Origin of the sequence: Lactiplantibacillus daoliensis, from assembly GCF_005405005.1 — a bacterium.
In the GTDB taxonomy this organism is placed as follows: Bacteria; Bacillota; Bacilli; order Lactobacillales; family Lactobacillaceae; genus Lactiplantibacillus; species Lactiplantibacillus daoliensis.
In genome coordinates this window covers 281,397-303,064 of record NZ_BJDH01000001.1, presented here as the reverse complement: position 1 = coordinate 303,064, position 21,668 = coordinate 281,397, and the positions used below count along the sequence as shown (strand labels likewise).

General features: G+C 44.7%; 17 protein-coding genes. 13 read left to right on the top strand and 4 right to left on the bottom strand.

Annotation, left to right across the window (positions count from 1 at the left end; all coding sequences use genetic code 11):
* Nucleotides 1-4: 4 nt before the first annotated feature.
* Nucleotides 5-520, top strand: coding sequence for a GNAT family N-acetyltransferase (locus FFM64_RS01470; protein WP_137606219.1), 516 nt, complete (start codon nt 5-7; stop codon nt 518-520).
* Between the two features lie 497 nt (nt 521-1,017).
* Here the strand turns inward: FFM64_RS01470 and FFM64_RS01465 are convergent, their stop codons facing one another.
* Nucleotides 1,018-1,554, bottom strand: coding sequence for a 3'-5' exonuclease (locus FFM64_RS01465; protein ID WP_137606379.1), 537 nt, complete (start codon nt 1,552-1,554; stop codon nt 1,018-1,020).
* 66 nt (nt 1,555-1,620) lie between these two features.
* Nucleotides 1,621-2,376: an exodeoxyribonuclease III gene (locus FFM64_RS01460; RefSeq protein ID WP_137606218.1), complete on the bottom strand. Its 756-nt coding sequence runs from the start codon at nt 2,374-2,376 to the stop codon at nt 1,621-1,623.
* A 71-nt stretch (nt 2,377-2,447) separates the two neighbouring features.
* Here FFM64_RS01460 and FFM64_RS01455 point away from each other — a divergent pair, with 71 nt between their 5' ends.
* The 4 genes from FFM64_RS01455 to FFM64_RS01440 all read left to right on the top strand — a co-directional run bounded on the left by FFM64_RS01455 (nt 2,448) and on the right by FFM64_RS01440 (nt 7,626).
* The gene (locus FFM64_RS01455; protein ID WP_137606217.1) at nt 2,448-3,350 is read left to right on the top strand and encodes a Gfo/Idh/MocA family protein; all 903 of its coding nucleotides are present in this window, start codon (nt 2,448-2,450) and stop codon (nt 3,348-3,350) included.
* Between the two features lie 544 nt (nt 3,351-3,894).
* Nucleotides 3,895-4,794 (top strand): UDP-N-acetylmuramate dehydrogenase, encoded by a 900-nt coding sequence (gene murB / locus FFM64_RS01450; protein WP_137606378.1) that lies wholly within the window; start codon nt 3,895-3,897, stop codon nt 4,792-4,794.
* A 40-nt stretch (nt 4,795-4,834) separates the two neighbouring features.
* A complete protein-coding gene (locus FFM64_RS01445) occupies nt 4,835-6,976 on the top strand; it encodes a cation:proton antiporter (protein WP_137606216.1) in 2,142 nt (713 codons plus the stop codon).
* 140 nt (nt 6,977-7,116) lie between these two features.
* Nucleotides 7,117-7,626 (top strand): MarR family winged helix-turn-helix transcriptional regulator, encoded by a 510-nt coding sequence (locus tag FFM64_RS01440; RefSeq protein ID WP_137606215.1) that lies wholly within the window; start codon nt 7,117-7,119, stop codon nt 7,624-7,626.
* Between the two features lie 76 nt (nt 7,627-7,702).
* Here the strand turns inward: FFM64_RS01440 and FFM64_RS01435 are convergent, their stop codons facing one another.
* Nucleotides 7,703-8,359 (bottom strand): DUF1361 domain-containing protein, encoded by a 657-nt coding sequence (locus FFM64_RS01435; protein ID WP_137606214.1) that lies wholly within the window; start codon nt 8,357-8,359, stop codon nt 7,703-7,705.
* Between the two features lie 184 nt (nt 8,360-8,543).
* Between FFM64_RS01435 and cdaA the strand changes: the two genes are divergently transcribed.
* The 7 genes from cdaA (at nt 8,544) to FFM64_RS01400 (ending at nt 18,233) form a co-directional block, all read left to right on the top strand.
* Nucleotides 8,544-9,386, top strand: a complete 843-nt coding sequence (gene cdaA, locus FFM64_RS01430) for a diadenylate cyclase CdaA (protein WP_137606213.1) — start codon at nt 8,544-8,546, stop codon at nt 9,384-9,386.
* Nucleotides 9,383-10,363, top strand: a complete 981-nt coding sequence (locus tag FFM64_RS01425) for a CdaR family protein (RefSeq protein ID WP_137606212.1) — start codon at nt 9,383-9,385, stop codon at nt 10,361-10,363. The genes cdaA and FFM64_RS01425 overlap by 4 nt, the downstream gene beginning before the upstream one ends.
* A 25-nt stretch (nt 10,364-10,388) precedes the next feature.
* A complete protein-coding gene (gene glmM / locus FFM64_RS01420; protein ID WP_137606211.1) occupies nt 10,389-11,747 on the top strand; it encodes a phosphoglucosamine mutase in 1,359 nt (452 codons plus the stop codon).
* A 576-nt stretch (nt 11,748-12,323) separates the two neighbouring features.
* The gene (gene glmS / locus FFM64_RS01415; RefSeq protein WP_137606210.1) at nt 12,324-14,147 is read left to right on the top strand and encodes a glutamine--fructose-6-phosphate transaminase (isomerizing); all 1,824 of its coding nucleotides are present in this window, start codon (nt 12,324-12,326) and stop codon (nt 14,145-14,147) included.
* 624 nt (nt 14,148-14,771) lie between these two features.
* The gene (locus tag FFM64_RS01410) at nt 14,772-15,980 is read left to right on the top strand and encodes a cupin domain-containing protein (RefSeq protein ID WP_137606209.1); all 1,209 of its coding nucleotides are present in this window, start codon (nt 14,772-14,774) and stop codon (nt 15,978-15,980) included.
* A gap of 6 nt (nt 15,981-15,986) precedes the next feature.
* Entirely contained in the window at nt 15,987-17,318 is a 1,332-nt protein-coding gene (locus FFM64_RS01405; protein WP_137606208.1) for a dihydrolipoyl dehydrogenase family protein, read from the top strand.
* A 105-nt stretch (nt 17,319-17,423) separates the two neighbouring features.
* Nucleotides 17,424-18,233 (top strand): Cof-type HAD-IIB family hydrolase, encoded by an 810-nt coding sequence (locus FFM64_RS01400; protein ID WP_137606207.1) that lies wholly within the window; start codon nt 17,424-17,426, stop codon nt 18,231-18,233.
* Between the two features lie 62 nt (nt 18,234-18,295).
* Here FFM64_RS01400 and FFM64_RS01395 read toward each other — a convergent pair whose 3' ends face one another.
* Entirely contained in the window at nt 18,296-18,877 is a 582-nt protein-coding gene (locus FFM64_RS01395; protein ID WP_137606206.1) for a TetR/AcrR family transcriptional regulator, read from the bottom strand.
* Nucleotides 18,878-19,043: 166 nt separating this feature from the next.
* Here FFM64_RS01395 and FFM64_RS01390 point away from each other — a divergent pair, with 166 nt between their 5' ends.
* Complete coding sequence (locus tag FFM64_RS01390) at nt 19,044-21,665, top strand: YhgE/Pip family protein (RefSeq protein ID WP_137606205.1); 2,622 nt, start codon at nt 19,044-19,046, stop codon at nt 21,663-21,665.
* Nucleotides 21,666-21,668: the final 3 nt, after the last annotated feature.

Genomic DNA, 21,668 nt, shown 5'->3' with positions numbered 1-21,668 from the left:
AAGCATGACAGCAGAAGTTGTCGATGTCCGCCCAGCGGAAGCTTCCGATGCGGCGCAATTATTAACCTTACTGATGCAATTAGCAGCCGAGTCAAATACGTTTACGATTGATGATGGTTTGGGTGAGTTAAGTGAAGCTGAGGAACGTAGTCAGATTGAACAGATTACCCGAACGACGACGAATACAATTTTTGTGGCGTCGTTGGGTGATGACTTGATTGGGGTCGGGACAGTTCAAGCAACGGACGATTTAATCAAACAAAAAGGTGAAGTCGGTGTTGCAGTCTTAAAAAAGTACTGGGGTCAAGGTTTAGGGACGGCACTGGTAGAAGAAGTGATTTATTGGGCCCAAGATTTCAGCACTTTAAGTCAATTAGTGTTGACCGTCCAGTTGCGAAATGAGCGGGCGACTAAGCTATACCAGCATCTAGGGTTCAAGCAAGTAACGCCAGCCAGCTATAATGTCGTTGATCCAACCGGCAAAAAGGTTGCCGCCATTGATATGGTTTTAGAAGTTTAAAGGCTCAAAGGTAGCAGTACCAGTAACTATTACGCCTAAAGTAGACTCACCTAAATTTAGTGCTCCGTCAGTCAAAATCGGTGTGCTGTGGGGGACGGCGCCAGCCAAGGTACGGTCTGGCGCCTCACTTCCAAGCCGACAAAACGCGTCTTTGAAGTGCACCGCGAGATTAGTCATCTAAGAATGCCGACTAATCTTGCCGACACTGCACATCGATTTTGACTGACTCCGCTAAGCGTAAATAACGGATTTACAGAATTAGCTGGAGGTTGTTGCTGATAGCATCGGACGAGGTTCAAGGCGTTTCTAAGGCTTGAACCGGTCCCACGACCGCATGTTATCGGTAACAACCGGAAGCGGCAGTAATCGACTAGTTTTCATTGCCCGATTACTGACATAGTGGTGCCGACCAGCCATTGTTAACTTGCAACCCTTAGTTAGAAGTCTAAAAAAAGTGGGTCAAACCGCCATTAATAGCTGTTTGACCCACTTTTTAATTAACCTTGGACCCGAACGAATGGTTTGAGTTGTTCGGCACCGAACTGTTCTGCTTCCGTAATGAGAATGTTCGCGCAGGCTAAACTATCATCCAGCGCATTATGATGATGTTGCAGTTCAATGTCTAAGGCACGACACATGGTATCGAGTTTGTGATTAGGCAGTTCTGGATAGAATTTCCGACTGGTTTTTACTGTATCCATTGAGAGATATTCTGGTGCGCTAATGCCGTAATGTGCCAGCGTTTGACGTAAAACACCCGTATCAAATGGCGCGTTATGTGCAATAACGAGTCGATCTCGCTGGAAAAAAGGCTGGATATGTTCCCAAACCGCTGGAAATTTGGGCGCATCGGCAACATCTTCGGGATGAATCCCGTGGATTTGAATGTTGCGCCAGAAAAAGTCGGTTTCGGGTTTGATCAGGGTATAAAATTCATCCGCAATTTGATTGTTGCGAACGATGGTGAGGGCCAATGAACAGGCGCTATCACGCTTGCCACTGGCGGTTTCAAAATCCATGGCGACAAAATTCAACCAATTCACCTACATTTCTAAAGATTATGGGCTAATCGTACTTGGATTAGTCACGAAAATCAAGTTTTAGATTCTGATATCCAATTCAACTGGACAGTGGTCGGAACCCAACACGTCTGTTAAAATTCGGGCGTTTAAAAGGCGATCGTTCAGCTTGTCAGCGGTGATGAAGTAATCAATCCGCCAACCGGAATTGTTTTCGCGAGCATGAGCGCGATAGCTCCACCACGAATAGATGCCCGTTTGATCGGGATAAAAGTGACGGAAAGTATCAGTATAGCCGCTAGCGAGAAGCCGATTAAATTTGCCACGTTCTTCATCGGTGAAACCGGCGCTATGATGGTTACTCTGCCAGTTTTTTAAATCAATATTTTCGTGGGCGACATTTAAATCACCGCAGAAAATGACGGGCTTGTTTTCGTTTAGCCCATTAATGTAGGCCAAAAAGGCGTCTTCCCAAGTTTGGCGGTAGGCAAGTCGTTTGAGTTCACCGCCGGAGTTAGGGGTGTAACAAGTAATGAGATAGTAATCCGCGTATTCCAAAGTAATCACGCGGCCTTCTGTATCATGCTCAGGGACACCAATCCCGTAAGTGACGTTTAAGGGTTCATTTTTAGTAAAAATGGCGGTGCCAGAGTAACCTTTGCGTTCCGCATAATTCCAATATTGATGATAGCCTGGTAAATCAAGGTCAATTTGACCAGCCTGGAGTTTAGTTTCTTGCAGGCAGAACGCGTCTGCATCCAGCTCATTAAAACGGTCGACGAAGCCATGTTTAACTGCGGCTCGTAGGCCATTGACGTTCCAAGAGATAAATTTCATAATGTCAACGCCTTTCTATTGTTAATAGTTCAATTGTACCGCATTCGATGAGTTAAATTGGAGGATTTCATATGATAAAAATTGGTGTACTCGGTTTGGGCAATATTGCGCAAAAAGCTTATTTGCCAGTGATGGCGGGAATGCAGGATCAGTATGAGTTTCATTTAACGACGCGCAATCCTGAAAAAAGGCCCCAGTTAGCAGCAGAATATGGTTTTACACAGACGCATGCAACTTTAGATGACCTGATGGCGGTCAAGCCGGCTGCGGTGTTTGTGCATACGCCGACCGCGACGCATGCAGCAATTATCAAAAAATTGTTGTTGGCGGACATCAATGTGTATGTCGACAAACCAGTTTCAATGAATTTGCAGGAAGTCCAGGGGCTCTATGACTTAGCGGCGGCCCACCACTTACTGTTAACCTGTGGGTTTAATCGTCGATTTGCGCCGTTGAATCAGCAGTTGAAAGCAATTTCGGATAAACGGTTGATTATGGTGGAAAAAGTTCGTGAAACTAGTGATCAGGACGTAGAAACCGCCGTTTTTGATTTAATGATTCATAGTGTGGATACCGGATTATTCTTGTTGGACGAGCCTTTAGTGACCACAACCGGTCGGATAGTTGCAAGTGCTGACGGCAAACTAGAACAAGGTTATTTTACGGCACAAACTGCTCATGAGCAGTTACAAGTTGTGACGAACATGCGCGGTGGGGTCAACCTTGAAACGTCGACGGTTCAAGCAACCGCTAAACGAGCGATGGTTAGCGATTTAAGTCGTTTAACGACTTATCGTACGGCACAAACGACCACAACGGCGTTCCCAGATTGGACGCCTACATTAGAAAAACGCGGTTTCGCACCATTGATTCGAGCCTTTTTAACAGCAGTTGCCACGCACGGCACCAATCCAGTAGATCCAGCGTCAGCCATTACGAGTCATGCGGTGTGCCGTCATTTATTAAGCGATTAAAAAGTGCTATCATTAATTGAATAAATTGAAGTTGCCTTTCCGCTTCAGTTGTTCTGGATGATACTGGAACGTGGTGGACACGTTTACGAGCCGAAATCAGTTTCGTGAGCCGGGTTTTAACTAAGTCGAGGAGATCACTCAACCTAGTTAAAATTCACCACTTGGTATCATCTAGAGCAACCTGCGCTAGTCTACTGAACGTCATAGTATTGTCTTTTTTGCAAGCATGGCTGTGTTCTGCGATAAGTGGAATCAATTGCGACAGGCTTTTAGCTGTAAAAATTAAAGATGATAGATAGTGGCCGCGTAATTTAGCCAGTGACTGATAGGTCAAACACAGTGAAGGTGGTGTTAGTTGGCGTTTTGGGCCAACTTACAGCACGGGTCGGGTTCCTCAGCTTACGGTTTGGGTAAGTTGAAGAACCGCCTCGAAGACCGCATTTTGGCTTCGTGGTTACCCCACTGTGTGCAGGCCTACCAGTCACTGGCGGTACGGAAAAACAATCAATTAAAAGTAAATTGAACCATGAAAGGAACTTTACCCATGACCCAAGATGTGTTGGCCAGTTTCCCAGCCATTGAAATTAAAAAAGATGAATCACTGAGTCATTATACAAATACTAAAACTGGTGGTCCTGCTGATTACGTTGCATTTCCAAAATCAATCAGTGAGACTAAGCAGTTAATCGAATATGCCAATCGCCACGAATTACCATTAACCGTTATCGGCAATGCTAGTAACCTGATTGTCAAAGATGGTGGCATTCGCGGATTAACCCTTATTTTAACCAGAATGTCTCAGATTCATGCCAGTGAAACTGAAGTTGTGGCTGAGGCCGGTGCGGCTCTTATTGCAACGACTAAAGCCGCTTGTCACGCGAGTCTAACCGGACTAGAATTTGCTGCTGGAATTCCTGGTAGTGTTGGTGGCGCAGTCTTTATGAATGCCGGTGCTTACGGTGGTGAGATGAGCGAAGTCATTGAAGAAGTCACTGTATTGACCCGCGAAGGCCAATTGAAGACATTGTCGAATGCTGACCTCGACTTCGGCTATCGGCATAGTACGGTTCAGGATTATGATGATACGGTTGTTACGGCTACCTTTAAGCTGAAGCCTGGTAAGCAACCAGCAATTCAGGCACGGATGGATGAATTAAATACCTTACGGGCATCGAAACAACCACTCGAATGGCCGTCTTGCGGGAGTGTTTTCAAGCGACCAACTGGGTACTTTACTGGTAAACTGATTCATGATGCCGGCTTACAAGGTCATCAAATTGGTGGTGCCCAAGTGTCGAAAAAACACGCCGGATTCATCATTAATATCGATCACGCTACCGCGACCGATTACATGGATATGATTCATTATGTCCAAAAAGTTGTTTATGAGAAGTTTGGGGTCCACCTCGAAACCGAAGTTCGGATTATCGGGGAAGATGCCTAGTCTAATTAAACATTATTGAATAAAGGAGGCAACCACTTTAATGCCGATCATTGAATTAGTGATTTTATTGGCATGTTTAGTGCTGCTGTCGAATGTGTTGAGCCACTATCTAGTCGCAATCCCGGTCAGTTTGATTCAAGTCGGGCTGGGTCTAGGAGTGGCTTTATTATTAAACGTACAAGTTAAGCTGCAAACGGACTGGTTTATGCTAGTTTTCATTGCGCCGATGCTGTACAACGATGGCAGACAGTTCCCAAAACAAGAGTTGTGGGAACTTCGCGGGGCGATCTTTGCCAACGCAATCGTGCTCGTATTTATTACCACCATTTTAGGGGGCTTTTTAGTTCATGTCCTCATTCCTACGATTCCATTAGCGGTCAGTATCGCATTGGCTGCTATTCTTTCACCAACCGATCCAGTGGCGGTGCAATCGATTTCTGAAGGGGTTAAACTGCCTAAAGAAATCTTGCATTTGGTCAGTGGCGAAAGCCTGATTAATGATGCCAGTGGTTTGATTGGGTTTAAATATGCATTGGCAGCGGCGGTTACTGGGAGTTTTGTGCTGGGTAAAGCCGTTGGTGATTTCTTTTACATCAGTTTAGTCGGATTAGCAGTTGGATTAGCTTTAATTACGGTGATTCAACTCATCCGCGATGTTTTACGCCGTGAAGGTATCAATGATACGGTGTTTAACGTGGTCCTACAAATTTTGACCCCCTTCGCAATCTACTTTATTGCAGAAGAATGGTTCCACGCTTCTGGGGTTGTTGCCGTGGTAGCTGCGGGTGTTTTAGCGCACGTACAAGGCACGCATGAGGCCGAAGATGCGCCAGAACTACGATTAGTGACGGAAAAAGTTTGGAATATTATTGTTTACTTATTGAATGGGATCATTTTCTTGATTTTAGGCATTGAATTGCCAGTTGCGACGCAAGCGACCATTGAAGGAAATCATACGAATACACTGCATGCCGTCTTTGATGTCTTAATTGTTTGGGGAATTTTACTGCTGATTCGAGTGGCGTGGACGTATGGTTATATGTTGATTACTTGGCTTCGTAATCATGAAAAATCAAAGCCTAGTTTACGGATTGCCACGCTTTCGGGGTTGTCTGGTGTCCGTGGGGCGATTACGATGGCTGGGGTCTTTACGATTCCAACTGTGATTGCCAATGGTGATGCTTTTCCAGAACGGGCTTTAGTGCTCTTCATCGCTGCTGGGGTGATTGTTGTGAGTCTGGTGTCTGCGGCTGGAATCTTACCGCTGATGGCGGCCAAGTCTTTGCCATTTATGACCCGTGGCTCCAGTCTAGATGAGGATGGCGCTGTGGTTATTCCAGGTGCCGACGTGGATGATGATCATGAGGAATCAGGCGAAGCCCAAACACAACAATTTACTTATAAACAGGCCCGTATTTATGTGTTACAACTCGCGGTTCAAAATATCGAGGAACATCGACGGCCCGAAAACCAACGTGCCGCCTACGACTTGATCTTGGATCAACAATTTCAGATTCGACGTTTGGAAGTGGCGTCACAGACCGCAGATGAGCTACAGCCGATGTTAACGGATGAAATGCAGTTACGATTGGTTGCGTTAGCCGGTGAACGACAAGCCGTGAAGGAAATGGTTGCCGCCGGTGAAACGTCAAAATTAGGGGCACAAGCTTATTTGCGACGGATTGATCGCCGCGAACAACGGTTGTCACAAGCGGCGCATAAGCCGGTGTTACCAACGCTACGTTCATTGCGGTTAATGTTTGCGCGTGGGATGCAGAGCCTCCGAGTTTGGCTGACTCCCGTTGATAGTGATAAATTACGAGCAGAACAATTAGCCATTCAACGGGTGGCCTCTAAGGCTGCCATCAAGTCACTCTCACAATATTTGAAACAGACCAGTGTTGATGCGCAACAATTCGATCGACAAGCGTTGTACCACTTGATTGTTCACTACCGCAATCGTATTGAGAGTGCGAAAGCCGATCATAGTTTGTCACGAGCCGACTATGAACGTCAGCTCCAAACACTCAGAATCAAAAGTCTAGGTGCCGAGCGTGCCGGGGTGCAACATTTACTAGAAAGTGGGCAAATCAGTCTACGAACGGCCTCAAAACTCCGTCAGTTTATTAACTATTCTGAAAACTTACTAATGCTGAATGACCTTGAAGCAGATGACGATTAATAAATTATTTTATATTGCAATGTAAGCCTTCTTGGTTATAATAATGTTAGAATAGTATTTATAGTGAATGATTAGAACTGGCAATTAATTGTTAGTTTATCAACGGGATTTTTAGGTGAAACCTAGCGGGGGGACGTAACATGAAAGAAGCAGAGATCCATGAACAATTCGTTGAAACTTATATGCATATATTAAAGTACATCGGGGATTTTGTCTCGGTACCAACGCGGCCGTATAAAATCACCTTCGAGGCTTATATTGTGATGCGGATGATTGCAACGACTAAAGAACCGTTGACCTTGGTTAAAATTGCCAATGCGCAGCGGGTTTCTCGAAGTGCAATTGCCCGACAGATCAATGTTTTGCTGGATTTGAAATATATTGATCAAACGACAAATACGAGTGATCGGCGGATTAAATATCTCTCTTTGACCCCAGCTGGGTTAAAGGTTGAACAAGCTATTAGTACGGCGTCGGACGAACGTTTCCACCAATGGTTACAAGTTTATGGTGAGAAACGGGCGGATGATACGCTACGCTATATTACGGATGCGGAAAAGAAAGCGACCGAAATGGGCTTTAGTGGCTTCAGCGGGCTACACGATAAGCGCAGTGCGCATTCAACCTATAGCGATCCTAAAGTTCTATAAATTTAATTGTAAAATAAGTTACGGCAGTGACTTGGCGAAATCGTCAAGTCACTGCCGTATTTGTTTTTAAAAGGGATCAGTTTGATTGTGGTGCTGAATTAGGAATCGTTAAGCGCCAAGCACCGTAAATGACAAGTTGCAATAACCACATTAGTAGCACAAAGGCGAGCATTTTAGTTGACCACATTTCTGCCAGTTGCTCCAGAATGTATTGTGGCGTAATAAGTAGGTAAATGGTATGGAGACGCATGAAACGGCCAACATAGACCCCGACACTGGCAAACAAGAAGAGCCCAACACTGATGAGGGTTCGTCCAGCCGGCAGTGCTGTGAGATGGAGGCGCCGCTGTACCTCTTGCGCAATTTGGTCAACCGTATAAGTTCCAATGATGATTGAAACAACGGTGGGTGCGACTAGGTAAGCAAAGTCACGCCACATGCCGAGATCAAATTTTAATAAGCCGTTGATGGCGTAAGGTTTTAACAGACTTAAGTGAAATAAATCGGTCAATAGGTAAGGGGTATTCGGGTAAAAGAGCAACCAAACGACGCCAATCAGCCAAAATAGTAACGTCGAACGGCGACTGGTGAGCCAAAAACTCAGTTCAATCGGAATATAGGCAAGCAACGTGTTTAGCAGTAAAAATGAAAATGAATCATGAATCGTTAAAGCAACGAAACCGATAAAACCCCAGTAAAAGAGCCGGACGAGCCAACGCTGTAAACGGGTCATTTGATCACCACACTTTCACCATTATTTTAACAGAAATATTAATCAATCTATATTAATTAATCGTAAGTTTAATATTAACGCAAAAAATCGGGGATTTTGCCGGCTTCCATTCTAAAAGGGGTCAACGCTAAGAGTTCCCCGTGCTATAATGTGAAAGTAAATATTTTTCACAAGGAGGGGGATTATGAACTTCAACTGGAGCGATTTGTTGACAGTGTCCAACTTTGTCCGGCTCCTTGACATTCTAGTGGTCTGGTTTGTCATTTATGAATTAATCGTCTTATTGCAAGGAACCAAAGCGGTACAATTATTCCGTGGTATCGTGGTCATTGCGGTGGTCAAAATTCTAAGTGTCTTCATTGGTCTAGATACGGTTTCTTGGATTATGGACCAGATCATCAACTGGGGTGTAATTGCGCTTGTCATCATTTTTCAGCCGGAAATTCGGCGTGGGCTTGAACACCTTGGTCGTGGTTCCATTTTCGTTCGTGGTAAGCGGCAAAATGAAGATGAAGAGCGGATGATCAATGAATTGGATAAAGCGATTCAATATATGGCAAAACGTCGCATTGGGGCGTTAATGTCCATTAAATTAGATACTGGTTTGGAAGATTATATTGAAACTGGGATTGCACTCGATGCTGATATTACCGGTGAGCTCCTCATTAATATTTTTATTCCAAATACGCCATTGCATGATGGTGCGGTCATTATCCAGGACAATCAAATCAAAGTGGCAGCGGCCTATTTACCACTTTCTGAAAGTAACTTGATTCCGAAAGAATTAGGGACTCGACATCGGGCCGCGGTCGGGATCAGTGAAGTGACCGATGCGTTGACCATTGTCATTTCTGAGGAAACTGGTGAAGTTTCCATTACCAAAGATAACGAATTGATGCGTGGTATGACGCGTGAAAATTATTTACGTTACTTCCGCCAAGTCTTATTGACACCAGAAGATGAAACCAAACAGAATGCAATTCAAAATTGGTTTGCACACATCTTTGGAGGGGGGCTACGTAAGTGAAAAAATTTATGGATAGCGCCTGGTCAATGCGATTATTGGCCTTAATTTGCGCACTAGCATTATTTGCTTATGTTAGCTCAATGAAAACGAACAATACGACATCCAGTTTATTGACGAATAGTGCCTCTAAGACGACGTTAACTTCTAATCGAAAAGTAACGATCAGTGCGCCGCTAGAACTGAATGTGAATAGCACAAAGTATTTTGTGACCGGGTATCCTGAAAATGTTAAAATTACAATTGAAGGCCCCGCGGCACTAGTCACGACGACTGCGAACACTCAGAACTTTAAGGTGTATGCGAACTTGTCAGATCTGTCGGTTGGTCGGCACAGTGTCAAGGTGCAAGTGAACGGCTTGAATAAAGAATTAAGCTATACCTTGGATCAAAAATATATTCACATCAACATTCAACCGCGGCGCACCGCAACTTATAAAGTCAGTGCGGACTTTAACAAGGCGAATGTTGCTTCTGGCTATGAAGTCGGGAGTGCCCGTCTGGGAACTGCATCAGTGAAAGTGACTGGCGCTGTGAGTGAAGTCAGCAAGGTTGCTAAAGTTGTAGCCGTGGTCAATACGGAAAAAAATCTGAAGAAATCCGTCAACCAACAAGCCATGATTGAGGCGTTGGATGCGAATGGTCAGACTTTGAATGTGGTCTTAACGCCATCCACGACGTCCGTTTACATCCCAATTACGGCGGCCACGGCGAAGAAGGACGTACCGGTGGACTTGAAGGCTAGCGGTAAAACGACTGCCGATACCAATTATTCGTTTTCAACGGATACCAAGTCGGTCACGGTTACAGGGACAAAGGCGGCACTGGCAAAACTGGATAAATTACCCGTCGATGTTGATGTGACGGACGTTGATTCGACCACAACGAAGACGGTAGATCTTTCCAATACTGATGAAGATGGTATTTCGTCAGTGAATCCCACGTCAATTAAAGTGAAAATTACAGTTAAAAGTAACTGAAAATCTGAAATGAGGTAAAGAAACGATGAAATATTTTGGTACTGATGGTGTTCGTGGCATTGCGAACTCTGGTTTAACTCCTGAATTGGCCTTCCGTTTGGGCCGTGCTGGTGGTTACGTGTTAACGGAACATGCCACAAACAAGGAAACACAGCCACGGGTCTTAGTTGCCCGTGATACCCGGATTTCTGGTCAAATGCTAGAAGAATCCTTGATTGCTGGATTATTATCAGCTGGAATCGAAGTGTTGCGCTTAGGCGTCATTACCACGCCTGGTGTGGCTTATTTGGTTCGTATTCAAGATGCTGATGCCGGTGTCATGATTTCTGCATCACACAATCCAGTTGAAGATAACGGGATTAAATTCTTTGGTGGCGACGGCTTCAAGCTGTCAGATGCCAAGGAAGAAGAAATTGAAACTTTATTGGAACAACCAACGGATGATTTACCACGGCCAGCTGCAGAAGGCTTGGGTACGGTTGCTGATTTCCCAGAAGGTAACTTGAAGTATTCACAATTCTTGGAACAAACGATTCCTGATGATTTGAGTGGGATTCATTTGGCTGTTGATGGTGCCAATGGGTCAACCAGCAATTTAGTTTCACGGATTTTTGCTGATTTGAACGTTGATTTTGACACGATGGCAACCTCACCTGATGGTTTGAACATTAATAAAGGTGTGGGTTCAACTCATCCCGAAGCGTTATCAAAATTTGTTGTTGAAAAGGGTGCGCAAGTTGGGTTAGCCTTTGATGGTGATGGGGACCGTTGTATCGCAGTTGACGAATTGGGTCATGTGATTGATGGTGATAAAATCATGTACATCTGTGGGAAGTTCTTAGCAGAACGTGGTAAGCTCAAAAAAGATACGGTTGTGACGACGGTAATGAGTAACCTCGGTTTATACAAAGCCTTAGAAGCTGCCGGCTTACACAGTGAACAAACTCAAGTTGGGGACCGTTATGTTGTGGAGGAAATGCTCAAAGATGGATTCAACCTCGGTGGCGAACAATCTGGTCACGTGGTCTTCTTAGACTTTAATACGACTGGTGACGGCATGTTAACTGGGATTCAATTACTCCATGTCATGAAAGAAACTGGCAAGAAGTTATCCGAATTAGCTGACGAAGTGACGACCTATCCACAAAAGTTGGTCAATGTTAAAGTGCAAGATAAGCAGGCTGCCTTAAACAATGATCAAATCAAGGCAGTTATTGGCGAAGTTGAAACCGAAATGGCCGGCGATGGTCGGGTCCTGGTTCGCCCTTCAGGGACGCAAGACTTGCTCCGGGTCATGGCAGAAGCTAAGACCGATGAATTGGTTAATGCCTATGTTGATCGGATCGTTGACGTCGTTCGCAATGAAGTTGGCGTTGAAGCTTAAATTTTAAAATAAAAATGGTCGAACTGGAATAATTGCCGGTTCGACCATTTTTTGTACTCATGTCTGATGATTGATATCAGTTGATTGTAAAGTCAAACGCTTAACGGGAAAGTCTCGAGTGTCAAAATATGACGAGCAGGTAAACAGTTAATACAATTAGGCTAGAAAAAGGTTTACCGTTACTAGTTGCACGCTCAATCCTTTTCGATGTCTTTGGTGTCAGCGTCTTGCCAGTTAGTTACGCCGCAGATGTTAAAAATTGGTATATACGCTTATTAACGTCTATACCAATATAATATATAGTTGACTTTTTGCGATTGTAACGTTAAAGTAATACTGTTTCTAGGAAATATACCAATCAGAGGTGAAAAAGAACCAATTCGTAATTGGTTAAAGCGGAATAGCGCCAGGACTTTAGATTCTAAAGTTGACGAGGATGACATTTATCGACAATCGACGGGTGATGTCAGGGACTGCACTCTACAGGTCAGTTACAAAAACTAGTTGTGAGACTAGTGACAGATATAGTGACCAAGCAGCTAGAAACAATTCAAACAAGTAAAGGAAGATTAACTTATGTGTGGAATTGTTGGAGTTACCGGTAATGATAATGCAGTATCGATTTTATTAAATGGCTTACAAAGATTGGAATACCGCGGGTACGATTCAGCGGGTATTTATGTCAATGATCAGAATGGCGAAGACTATTTGGTCAAAGAAAAGGGTCGCATCGACGACTTACGTAAAGAAGTTAGCGCAACTGCTAATGTCCATGGGACAACTGGAATTGGTCATACACGTTGGGCGACTCATGGTGAACCAAGTGTTGCTAATGCTCATCCACAAGTTTCTGCGGACGGCCGTTTCTACTTGGTACACAATGGTGTCATCGAGAACTTCCAAGATTTAAAAGCAGACTATTTAAGCAACGTTGAATTCACATCACAAACAGATACCGAAGTCATCGTGCAATTGGTTGACCGGTTCGTCACTAAGGAAGGGTTAGACACCTTAGCAGCTTTCCGGAAAACGTTGAGTTTGTTGGGCCATTCATCATACGGTTTCTTATTGATGGATAAAGAAGATCCTGATACCTTATATGTGGCAAAGAATAAGAGTCCTTTATTGATTGGGGTCGGCGATGGTTTTAACGTTGTCTGCTCAGATAGCTTAGCCATGCTTGACCAAACGAAAGACTTCTTGGAATTACATGATGGCGAAATCGTTGTGGTTAAGCCTGATGAAATTAAGATCACGAACCAAGCCGGCGAAGCCGTTCAACGCGACACGTTCCACGTGGACATTGACGCAGCGCAAGCTGACAAGGGGACTTATCCCTTCTACATGTTAAAAGAAATCGATGAACAACCAAACGTGATGCGCAAGTTATCTCAAGTTTATTTGAACGATGATGGCACGCCAGTGATTAAAGCCGACTTGCTTGACGCAATCAAATCAGCCGATCGTTTGTATATCGTGGCTGCCGGGACGAGTTATCACGCCGGCCTAGTTGGCGCTAAGTTATTTGAATCATTAGCAGGTGTACCAACTGAAGTTCACGTTTCATCTGAATTCGCTTATAACCAACCATTGCTTTCAAAGAAGCCATTCTTCATCTTCTTAACGCAGTCTGGTGAAACGGCTGACAGTCGTGAAGTGTTATTGAACGTCAACGAGCAAAAATTCCCAAGTTTGACGATTACTAACGTGCCAAACTCAACTTTGTCACGGGAAGCAACCTACACGTTATTATTGCATGCAGGTCCTGAAATTGCCGTGGCCTCAACGAAAGCCTATACCGCCCAGATTGCCTTACAAGCAATTTTAGCTAAAGCATTAGGTGAAGCTGACAACCAAGCTGCTGCCAAGGACTTTGATGTCAAACAACAACTCGCTTTGGTTGCGAATGGCATGCAAGCCTTAGTTGATGAAAAAGCGACATTTGAAAAATTAGCTAAGAGTGCGTTATTACACACGCCAAATGCCTTTTACATTGGCCGTGGTTTAGACTATGCCGTTTCGTTGGAAACCTCTTTGAAGTTAAAGGAAATTTCTTACGTTCAAGCAGAAGGCTTTGCATCCGGTGAATTGAAGCATGGGACAATCGCGTTGATTGAAAAGGATACGCCTGTGATTGGGATTATTACTCAACAGAAGACGGCCGGCTTAACACGTTCGAACTTGCAAGAAGTTGCCGCTCGTGGTGCCAAGACGATTACGATCGTTACGGATGCCCTGGCAAAGTCAGATGATACAGTTGTCTTGCCAACAGTTGATGAACGCATGACTGCTTTACTCAGCGTGGTGCCAGGTCAGTTATTGGCATACTACACGAGTTTGAACAAGGGCTTAGATGTTGATAAGCCACGTAACTTGGCCAAGAGTGTCACGGTTGAATAATTATTAATTGAATTTAAGAAAATCACTTGTGGGAAGTGATTAGGTGTCAGCACAATTGTGTTGGCACCTTTTTTACAAACAATAGCATCAGTTAAAGATCTAAAGGTTGCAGGACTCAAAAGCATCACAGAGATAGCAGTACTAGTAACCGTTACATCTAAAATAGACTTGCCTAAATTTAGTGCTCCGTCAGTCAGAATCGGTTTGTTGTGGGGAACGGCGCTAGCCGAAGTACGGTGTGGAACCTCAATTCAAAGCCGATAAAACACGTTTTTGAATTGCCCCGCGAGATTAGTCAGCGCTCTTGGCTGACTAATCTCGCGGATACTGCACACCGATTCTCCGCTAAGCATAGATAACTGATTTATCTCTTAAAAACCACTGACTAGCTGGAGGTTGTTGCTGATAGCATCGGACGGTCCCTCGTCCGCATGCTATCAGTAACAACCGGAAGCGGCATTAATCGACTAGTTTTCATTATCTGATTGTTGACGTAGTGGCGCAGATTGGCATTTTTTAGTTAAAAATAATAAAAATTATAATAAATGAGGTGTTTTTAATAGTCAGGTTAGTTAATTGAACTTATCATAAGGGTAATTTAAACAGAAGGAGTGACTTGAACTAATGACTAAAGCAAATGAACCAATTCGAGATGCTGACCAAACTGGTTGGCTGGATCAGGGACCACGTAATGTGCAACGCGATTTAGAAAATCCAGATATTTTAGTCCCACCAACGACTGATCATGGGACCATTGCGAATTTAAGATTTAGTTTTTCTGACGCGCACATGCGCCTTGAAGAAGGTGGCTGGGCTCGTGAAGTGACTAACCGTGAATTACCAGCGTCACACGATATGGCGGGGGTGAACATGTGCTTGAAGCCAGGGGCGTATCGAGAATTACATTGGCATAAAGAGGCTGAATGGGCCATCATGCTTAAAGGTAATGCACGAGTCACCGCACTAAATGAAAACGGTGATAGTTTCATTGATGATATCGTGGCCGGCGATCTCTGGGATTTTGAGGCCGGAATCCCCCATTCAATTCAGGCACTCGATCAAGGCTGTGAATTCCTGTTAGTTTTCAGTGAACCAGACTTTTCGGAAAATAATACATTCTTGTTAACCGATTGGCTCGCTCACATGCCAAAAGATGTTGTTGCCGCTAACTTTAAGTTGGATGAAGCGGCTCTAGCTAATTTGCCAACACATGAAAAGTATTTATTTGACGGTGAAGTGCCGGGTCCAATTGACCAAGTTAAGCGGCCAGGAACACCGATGACGGAGCCGTTGACACTTCACATGCAAGACGTTCCTGCCAAACACTTTGAAGCTGGTAAGGTCTGGATCATTGATCAATCAGTCTTTCCAGCGGCTAAGACGATTTCAGCTGCGATTGTGGAAGTTCAGCCAGGTGGTATGCGTGAACTTCACTGGCACCCTAAATCGGAAGAATGGGACTACTTTATGCAAGGCCGGGCTAAAGTTGGTGTCTTTAACTCGAACACCTTAGCACGAACTTTTGACTATCAGGCTGGTGACGTGGGCGTGATCCCGAAAGAAGCCGGTCATTACATTCAAAATATTGGTGATGAACCTTTGATTTTTATTGAGTTATTTAAGAATCCGGTTTATTCTGATATTTCGTTAAATAAGTGGTTAGCTACGACACCATCACAAATCGTTGCGGACCATCTCAATCTGACTAAGGCAACCGTAGAACAGCTACCAAGTGAAGAAGCAGCCGTAGTTTGGTATCAGGACCCCAAGCGGTCTGAGAAAGCGCCTAAGTCAACTGGGCATGTCGATGATGCCAGTACTTATTTTAGTTAATCCGGAATGACCACATTTGATTTAATCGTGATTGGTGGTGGTGTTGGTGGTGCAGGAGTCGCTATCAAGGCGAGCTCGCATGGTCAAAAAGTTGCGGTCATCGAACAACGTGACTGGGGTGGCACCACTGTCAATCGCGGTAGCACACCTAAAAAGGTGTTATTATCCGCTGCGGAAGCGCATCGCCAGTTTCAGTCAACGGCATTTACAGACGTTGTCCCAGCGATAAACTGGCCAAAGTTAGCTGCTTACCGTGACAGTGTCGTTGCGCAAACTCAGGCGAGATTTAAAGCGCGTTTCCAACAGAATGGCATTACAACCTATGAAGGACACGCCGAGTTTGTTGATGCGCACACGATCACGGTCAATGGTGATCGACTAACGGCGACTAAATTTGTGCTGGCGACCGGTGCTCATCCGTATGAACTGACTTTTCCTGGTAGCCAAATGGTGCAACATTCTGGTGCTTTCTTTCGGAGTGAACAGTTACCGCCGCGGCTAGTGATCTTAGGTGCTGGAATTATTGCGTTTGCGATGGCTAGTATCGCAAGTGAGGCAGGTGCTAAGGTTACGTTAGTACAGCACGATGATATGGCGTTACGCGGGTACGATTCTGAATTGGTGGCACTGTTGATTGCAGCGTTAGAGCAACATGGCGTTGAGTTCCGTTTTAGCACTGAAGTGACACAGCTTGTGACCACGGATCAAGGGTTACAAGTCAGCACGCAAACGGGATCGCAGTGGGTGACCGATGCAGTCTATACGGCGTTAGGGCGTACGGCTAACGTGTCAGAACTCCAACTGGAACGTGCCGGGGTACGCTTCGATCATCGTGGAGTTAAGGTCGATAATCAGCTACAGACGACCCAGCCTAATATTTATGCGGTTGGTGATTGTGCGGCCGCTGGTGTGCCTAAACTGGCTAATTACGCAATTTATCAAGGAAAATATCTTGGTGATAGTTTCCATGCAGCGACTGTTTTTCCAATCAAGTATCCGTTGCAAGTGACGGCAGTATTTAGTTTGCCACGGTTGGCACAAGCTGGTGTAACGGTCGTGCAAGCTCAGGCTCAGCCGGAAATGTATCAAGTTAAGACGGTGACGTTGGCGCATTGGCTGAACTATCAACGTGAACACGATGATCAAGCGCGACTGAAGTTGATTATCAATCGTCAGAACCAGCTCGTCGTCGGGGCGGAAGCCTATAGTTATACGGCGGATGATTTGATCAACTATCTCGCGATTTTGATCCAACGACAGTTATCTGTTCGGCAGGTCCATGACTTGTTTTTAGCCTACCCGAGCACGGCAACTGACCTATATGGAATTTGGGTTTAAAGTCTCAATGCGCACGCAATTGATTAAAATTGCGTGCGCATTGGCGTTCCAGGTAATTTTACGCGTATAATGTAGCAAGAGAAAAAGATAGAGGAAGTGGACTGGGTGTCAATTAAATTAATTGCGACCGACTTGAATGGAACGCTCTTACATGGTGATCAGACCTACAATCAGGCGTGGCTACGCCAGACCTTAGCAACCCTAAAGCAACGCGGGATTCGGTTGGTATTGTCATCTGGTAACCAGTATGCACATTTGAGAAAGCTATTTGCGCCAGTCGTGGCGGATAACTTGGTTATGGTTGCGGAAAATGGCGCTTCGATTTATGTCAACGATCAACAGGTCTACGATGGTAGTTTATCTGCCGCAGAACTAAACCAGTTTGTGACGGTTGATCGGCAACAGGCACCGTTAAAGTCATCGTACTTGATCCTGGTCGGTAAACATGGTTCTTATACTGAAGCTGGTGCGCCCCAAGCATTAATTGATGCGGCGGAAAAGTTTTACGATAATTTGCAAGAAGTGGCTGATTTTTGTGTGGTTCAAGATGAAATAAAAAAAATCAGTGTTTCGGCTAATCCTGCACATGTGACTCAGAAAGTCGCGGCGTTGAATGATTATTTTGACGGCCGGTTGTTGGCGCACGACAGCGGCTACGGGGTGATTGATTTGGTGACTGCCGGCGTGGGAAAGCTACCAGCAGTGCAGTGGTTGATGCAGCAATGGCAAATTAGACCGTCTGAGTTACTCGCATTTGGTGATGGTGATAATGACAAACCATTGTTACAGTTTGCCGGTCAGGGTTTTGCGATGAGTAATGCGGATGCAAGTGTTAAAGCAGTCGCGTCCGAGGTAACTGTAAGTGATAATGAACATGATGGTGTGTTAGCAACTATTGAAAAATTAATTTTATAATCCAAAAGGTACCTGTCGTGAATTTGAGACAGGTACCTTTTTTTGGCACTTATGAACAGTAATTATGGTTCAGACGGATAGAAAAATTGATGGATACCGGTTGAATTCAGTGAGACTAGTCGTTGTTTGAATTGCTCGGGGGTCAAATCTAATTGCCCGGTAAAGAACAATCGGAAAAAAGTCATCATGTTATGAATTAGAAAATTAGCACAAATGAAAGCATCTGTTTTGGAAAGCTGATAGGCTACTTGAAGATTAGCAGTCAGGCCACGCGCAACTTCAATTTGAACCTTGCGAGCAATAAAACTGTAATCATCGTTAACGAGTACTAGTCGATTGAAATCTCGCGACTGGTTATAAAAGGTGGCAAGTTGATCAAAAATTAAACCGGATTGAGCCAGACTTGTTTTTAAATCATGCTGATTAATTAAGTTTAAAATCTCTTTTGCACTCTCATGACTGAAGGTAGCCGCTAAATCGTCAATAGAGTCAAAATGAAGATAGAAGGTTTTCCGATTAACATTTGCGATGGCAGTGAGCTGCTTGACAGTGATCTCGCGATATTGATGAGTGAGGGCAAGTTGGCGAAAAGCTGTTCGTAATGCTTGATTTGTTCGTACTACCCGTCGATCTGTTTTGACCATGTGGCTGGCCTCCTTATCTTGTTAGACCCCAGATGTGGCATAATTGTGGCTTATTCCTCATTTTGGCTAAGTCTGTTGTGGTATTTTAAGGCCAAACTCCGTATGCTATGACCACACATGAGGATTATCTCAGCAAAAGCATAGCATAACAATGGGGGATTGGCACATGATTAAAGCTGAATGGCAATATTTATGGCGACACAAGTTTATCTTGATTGTCTTGATTGTGATTGAATTTATTCCATCAATTTATGCGGTAACTTTTTTAAAGTCAATGTGGGACCCATATGGTAAGTTACAAGCGTTGCCGGTTGCGGTTGTGAATCACGATCAAGCCACGATGTATCACGGGACTCGTTGGGCCGCTGGTCAGCATTTGACCAAGTCCCTAGCTAAGTCGACAGCGATGGATTTTAAAGTCATGGGGGCGCGGCAGGCGACAAAGAAACTACACCACGGCCAAGTTTACATGGTTTTGACAATTCCACGTAATTTTTCTAAGAATGCCACAACTTTAATGCAAGCTAAACCAGAAAAGATGGTGCTGCAGGCCGCAACGAGTGCCGGACACAACTACACCGCTTCGAAAATGACGACTAGCGCGGCTAAAACAGCTACAGATCAGGTGGCGGCTCAAGTGACACGGACTTATGCTAAAACGATGTTTAGTAGTATTAAGTCTCTAGGAATCGGCATGTCCAAGGCTGGTCAGGCCAACCAGAAATTAGCGGATGGCAGTCAGCAAGCAGTTGTTGCTGATCGAAAAATCACGACTGGCTTAACGCAACTGGCAGCTAGTACGTTGACCTTAAACACTGGTAATAAGCAATTGGTGATTGGTTTAAATCATTATTTAAAGGGGGTTGACCAGGCCTTGAGTGGCAGTCAAAAATTAGCTAGTGGCGTCAAAAGTTATACGACGGGGGTGACTCAGGCCAACCAAGCAGCCGAAAAGTTGGCAACTGGTTCAGCAATTCTTCAAACTGGAACCTGGGGCTACGTGAACGGGGTTGAGCAGGCTAATACAGGTGTACAAACACTACAACAAAATTTAACCACGCTTAACCAGAAAACGACCGCATTAACTCATGGGACAGCTGAACTTGCCAGCAATAGCCAACAATTCGAACAAGGGCTAAAGCAGTTAAATGCGGGAAGTCAGCAACTAACAACGGCGCTAGATCAAATTCAATTGGCTGCCAATCACAATACGTGGACAACACAGTTGAATCAGTTATTTGACCAATTAGCCCAATCACTGAGCCATAATGCGGAAACAACACAATTAGTGGCAATTAAAGCCGCCATTGCACAGGTGAAACAGGTTGTGACTGAGGCGCAGCCCAATGATGAACTGGCAAGCAAAGTAGCTTCTACGGCGGATACCCAAAAGTTAACGGCGGCACAGAAGCAAGCAATTTTAGCCACCGTTACCGCTAATCAGCCCTCAACAGCTAATACGGCAGTCACAACTGCTCTTGCTCAATTGGATCAAGTGGTCAGCGCCGGGGCAAGACCTGAGCAAACTGAGACTGAATTAGCAACATTAAAACAGGTGTTACAGACAACTACTTCGGATCAAAAGACATTAGGCAACAAATTAGCGGCGCTGAGTGTAGGGTCCCAGACGCTGACAGCAAAATTACAAGCAGCGACGCTAGGTTTCCAGACCTTGAATCAAGGTACCCAGACTTTGGCGACTCAAACCCCTGCTTTGACAGCTGGGACGCAAAAACTAGCTAATGGCGCAACCGGGTTGGCGAGTGGGATGACTAACTTAACCAGTGCTAGTGATGGCTTGTTGAGTGGAACCAGCCAATTGGTGAATGGTAATCAGCAATTGGCTAGTGGAACGCGGCAGTTAAGTCAAAATGGGGCCAGTTTACAACAAGGTGCTACGAGTTTGACTAGTGGGTTGTCGACGTTAGCTCAGCAAGGGCCGACCTTGACTAATGGTGCCACGCAATTATCGTTTGGGGCCATGCAGTTAGCAACTGGAAGTGAGCGGTTAGCGCAAGGTGGTTCGCAACTCGCAAATGGTTTAACTCAAGTTCAAAATGGGAATCATCAGCTAGGAACCACATTGGCGACGACTGGTGAGCAAGCCAGTATCCGGCCAACTCAGTTGACTTATGATCAGTTGGCGAAACCGACCACAACTCGTACTGATGATTCGGATGATGCTCAGAACAATGGGACTGGCATGGCGCCCTATATGATGTCAGTTTCGTTATTTGTGGGGGCACTCGCGTTTAATATGATGTTTGATATGTATACCCCACGGAAATATCCTAAAAATGGGTTTCGGTGGTGGACTGGTAAAGGTTCAATCCTCGCTGTCTTCGCATTTGGGGAAGCGGTATTGATTGAAGGCCTGTTAATCTTGATTGACGGATTAGCACCCATTCATCCGTGGGCAACATTTGGGTTGTTAATCAGTATTGCACTTGCCTTTATGAGCATTGTCTATTGGTTAAATCTAGTCTTCGGCAAGGTGGGGGCGTTCTTTAGTATGATTTTGTTGGTCTTACAACTTGGCGGTTCGGCGGGAACCTATCCCATTCAGTTATCTAACCATTTTTTCCAAACAATTCATCCGTGGTTGCCGATGAGTTATGCGGTCAGTGGGTTACGTAATACTTTAATGGTCGGTAATTCGGCTTGGCCACAAATTGGGGTGTTGCTAAGCATTCTTGTTATCTTTTCAATTTTTAGTATGTTGTTTTACGGTCGACGGCATGGCCGGATAAAAGCCATTGACTTTTCGGAGGACATTCAGTCTAGGTAGTAA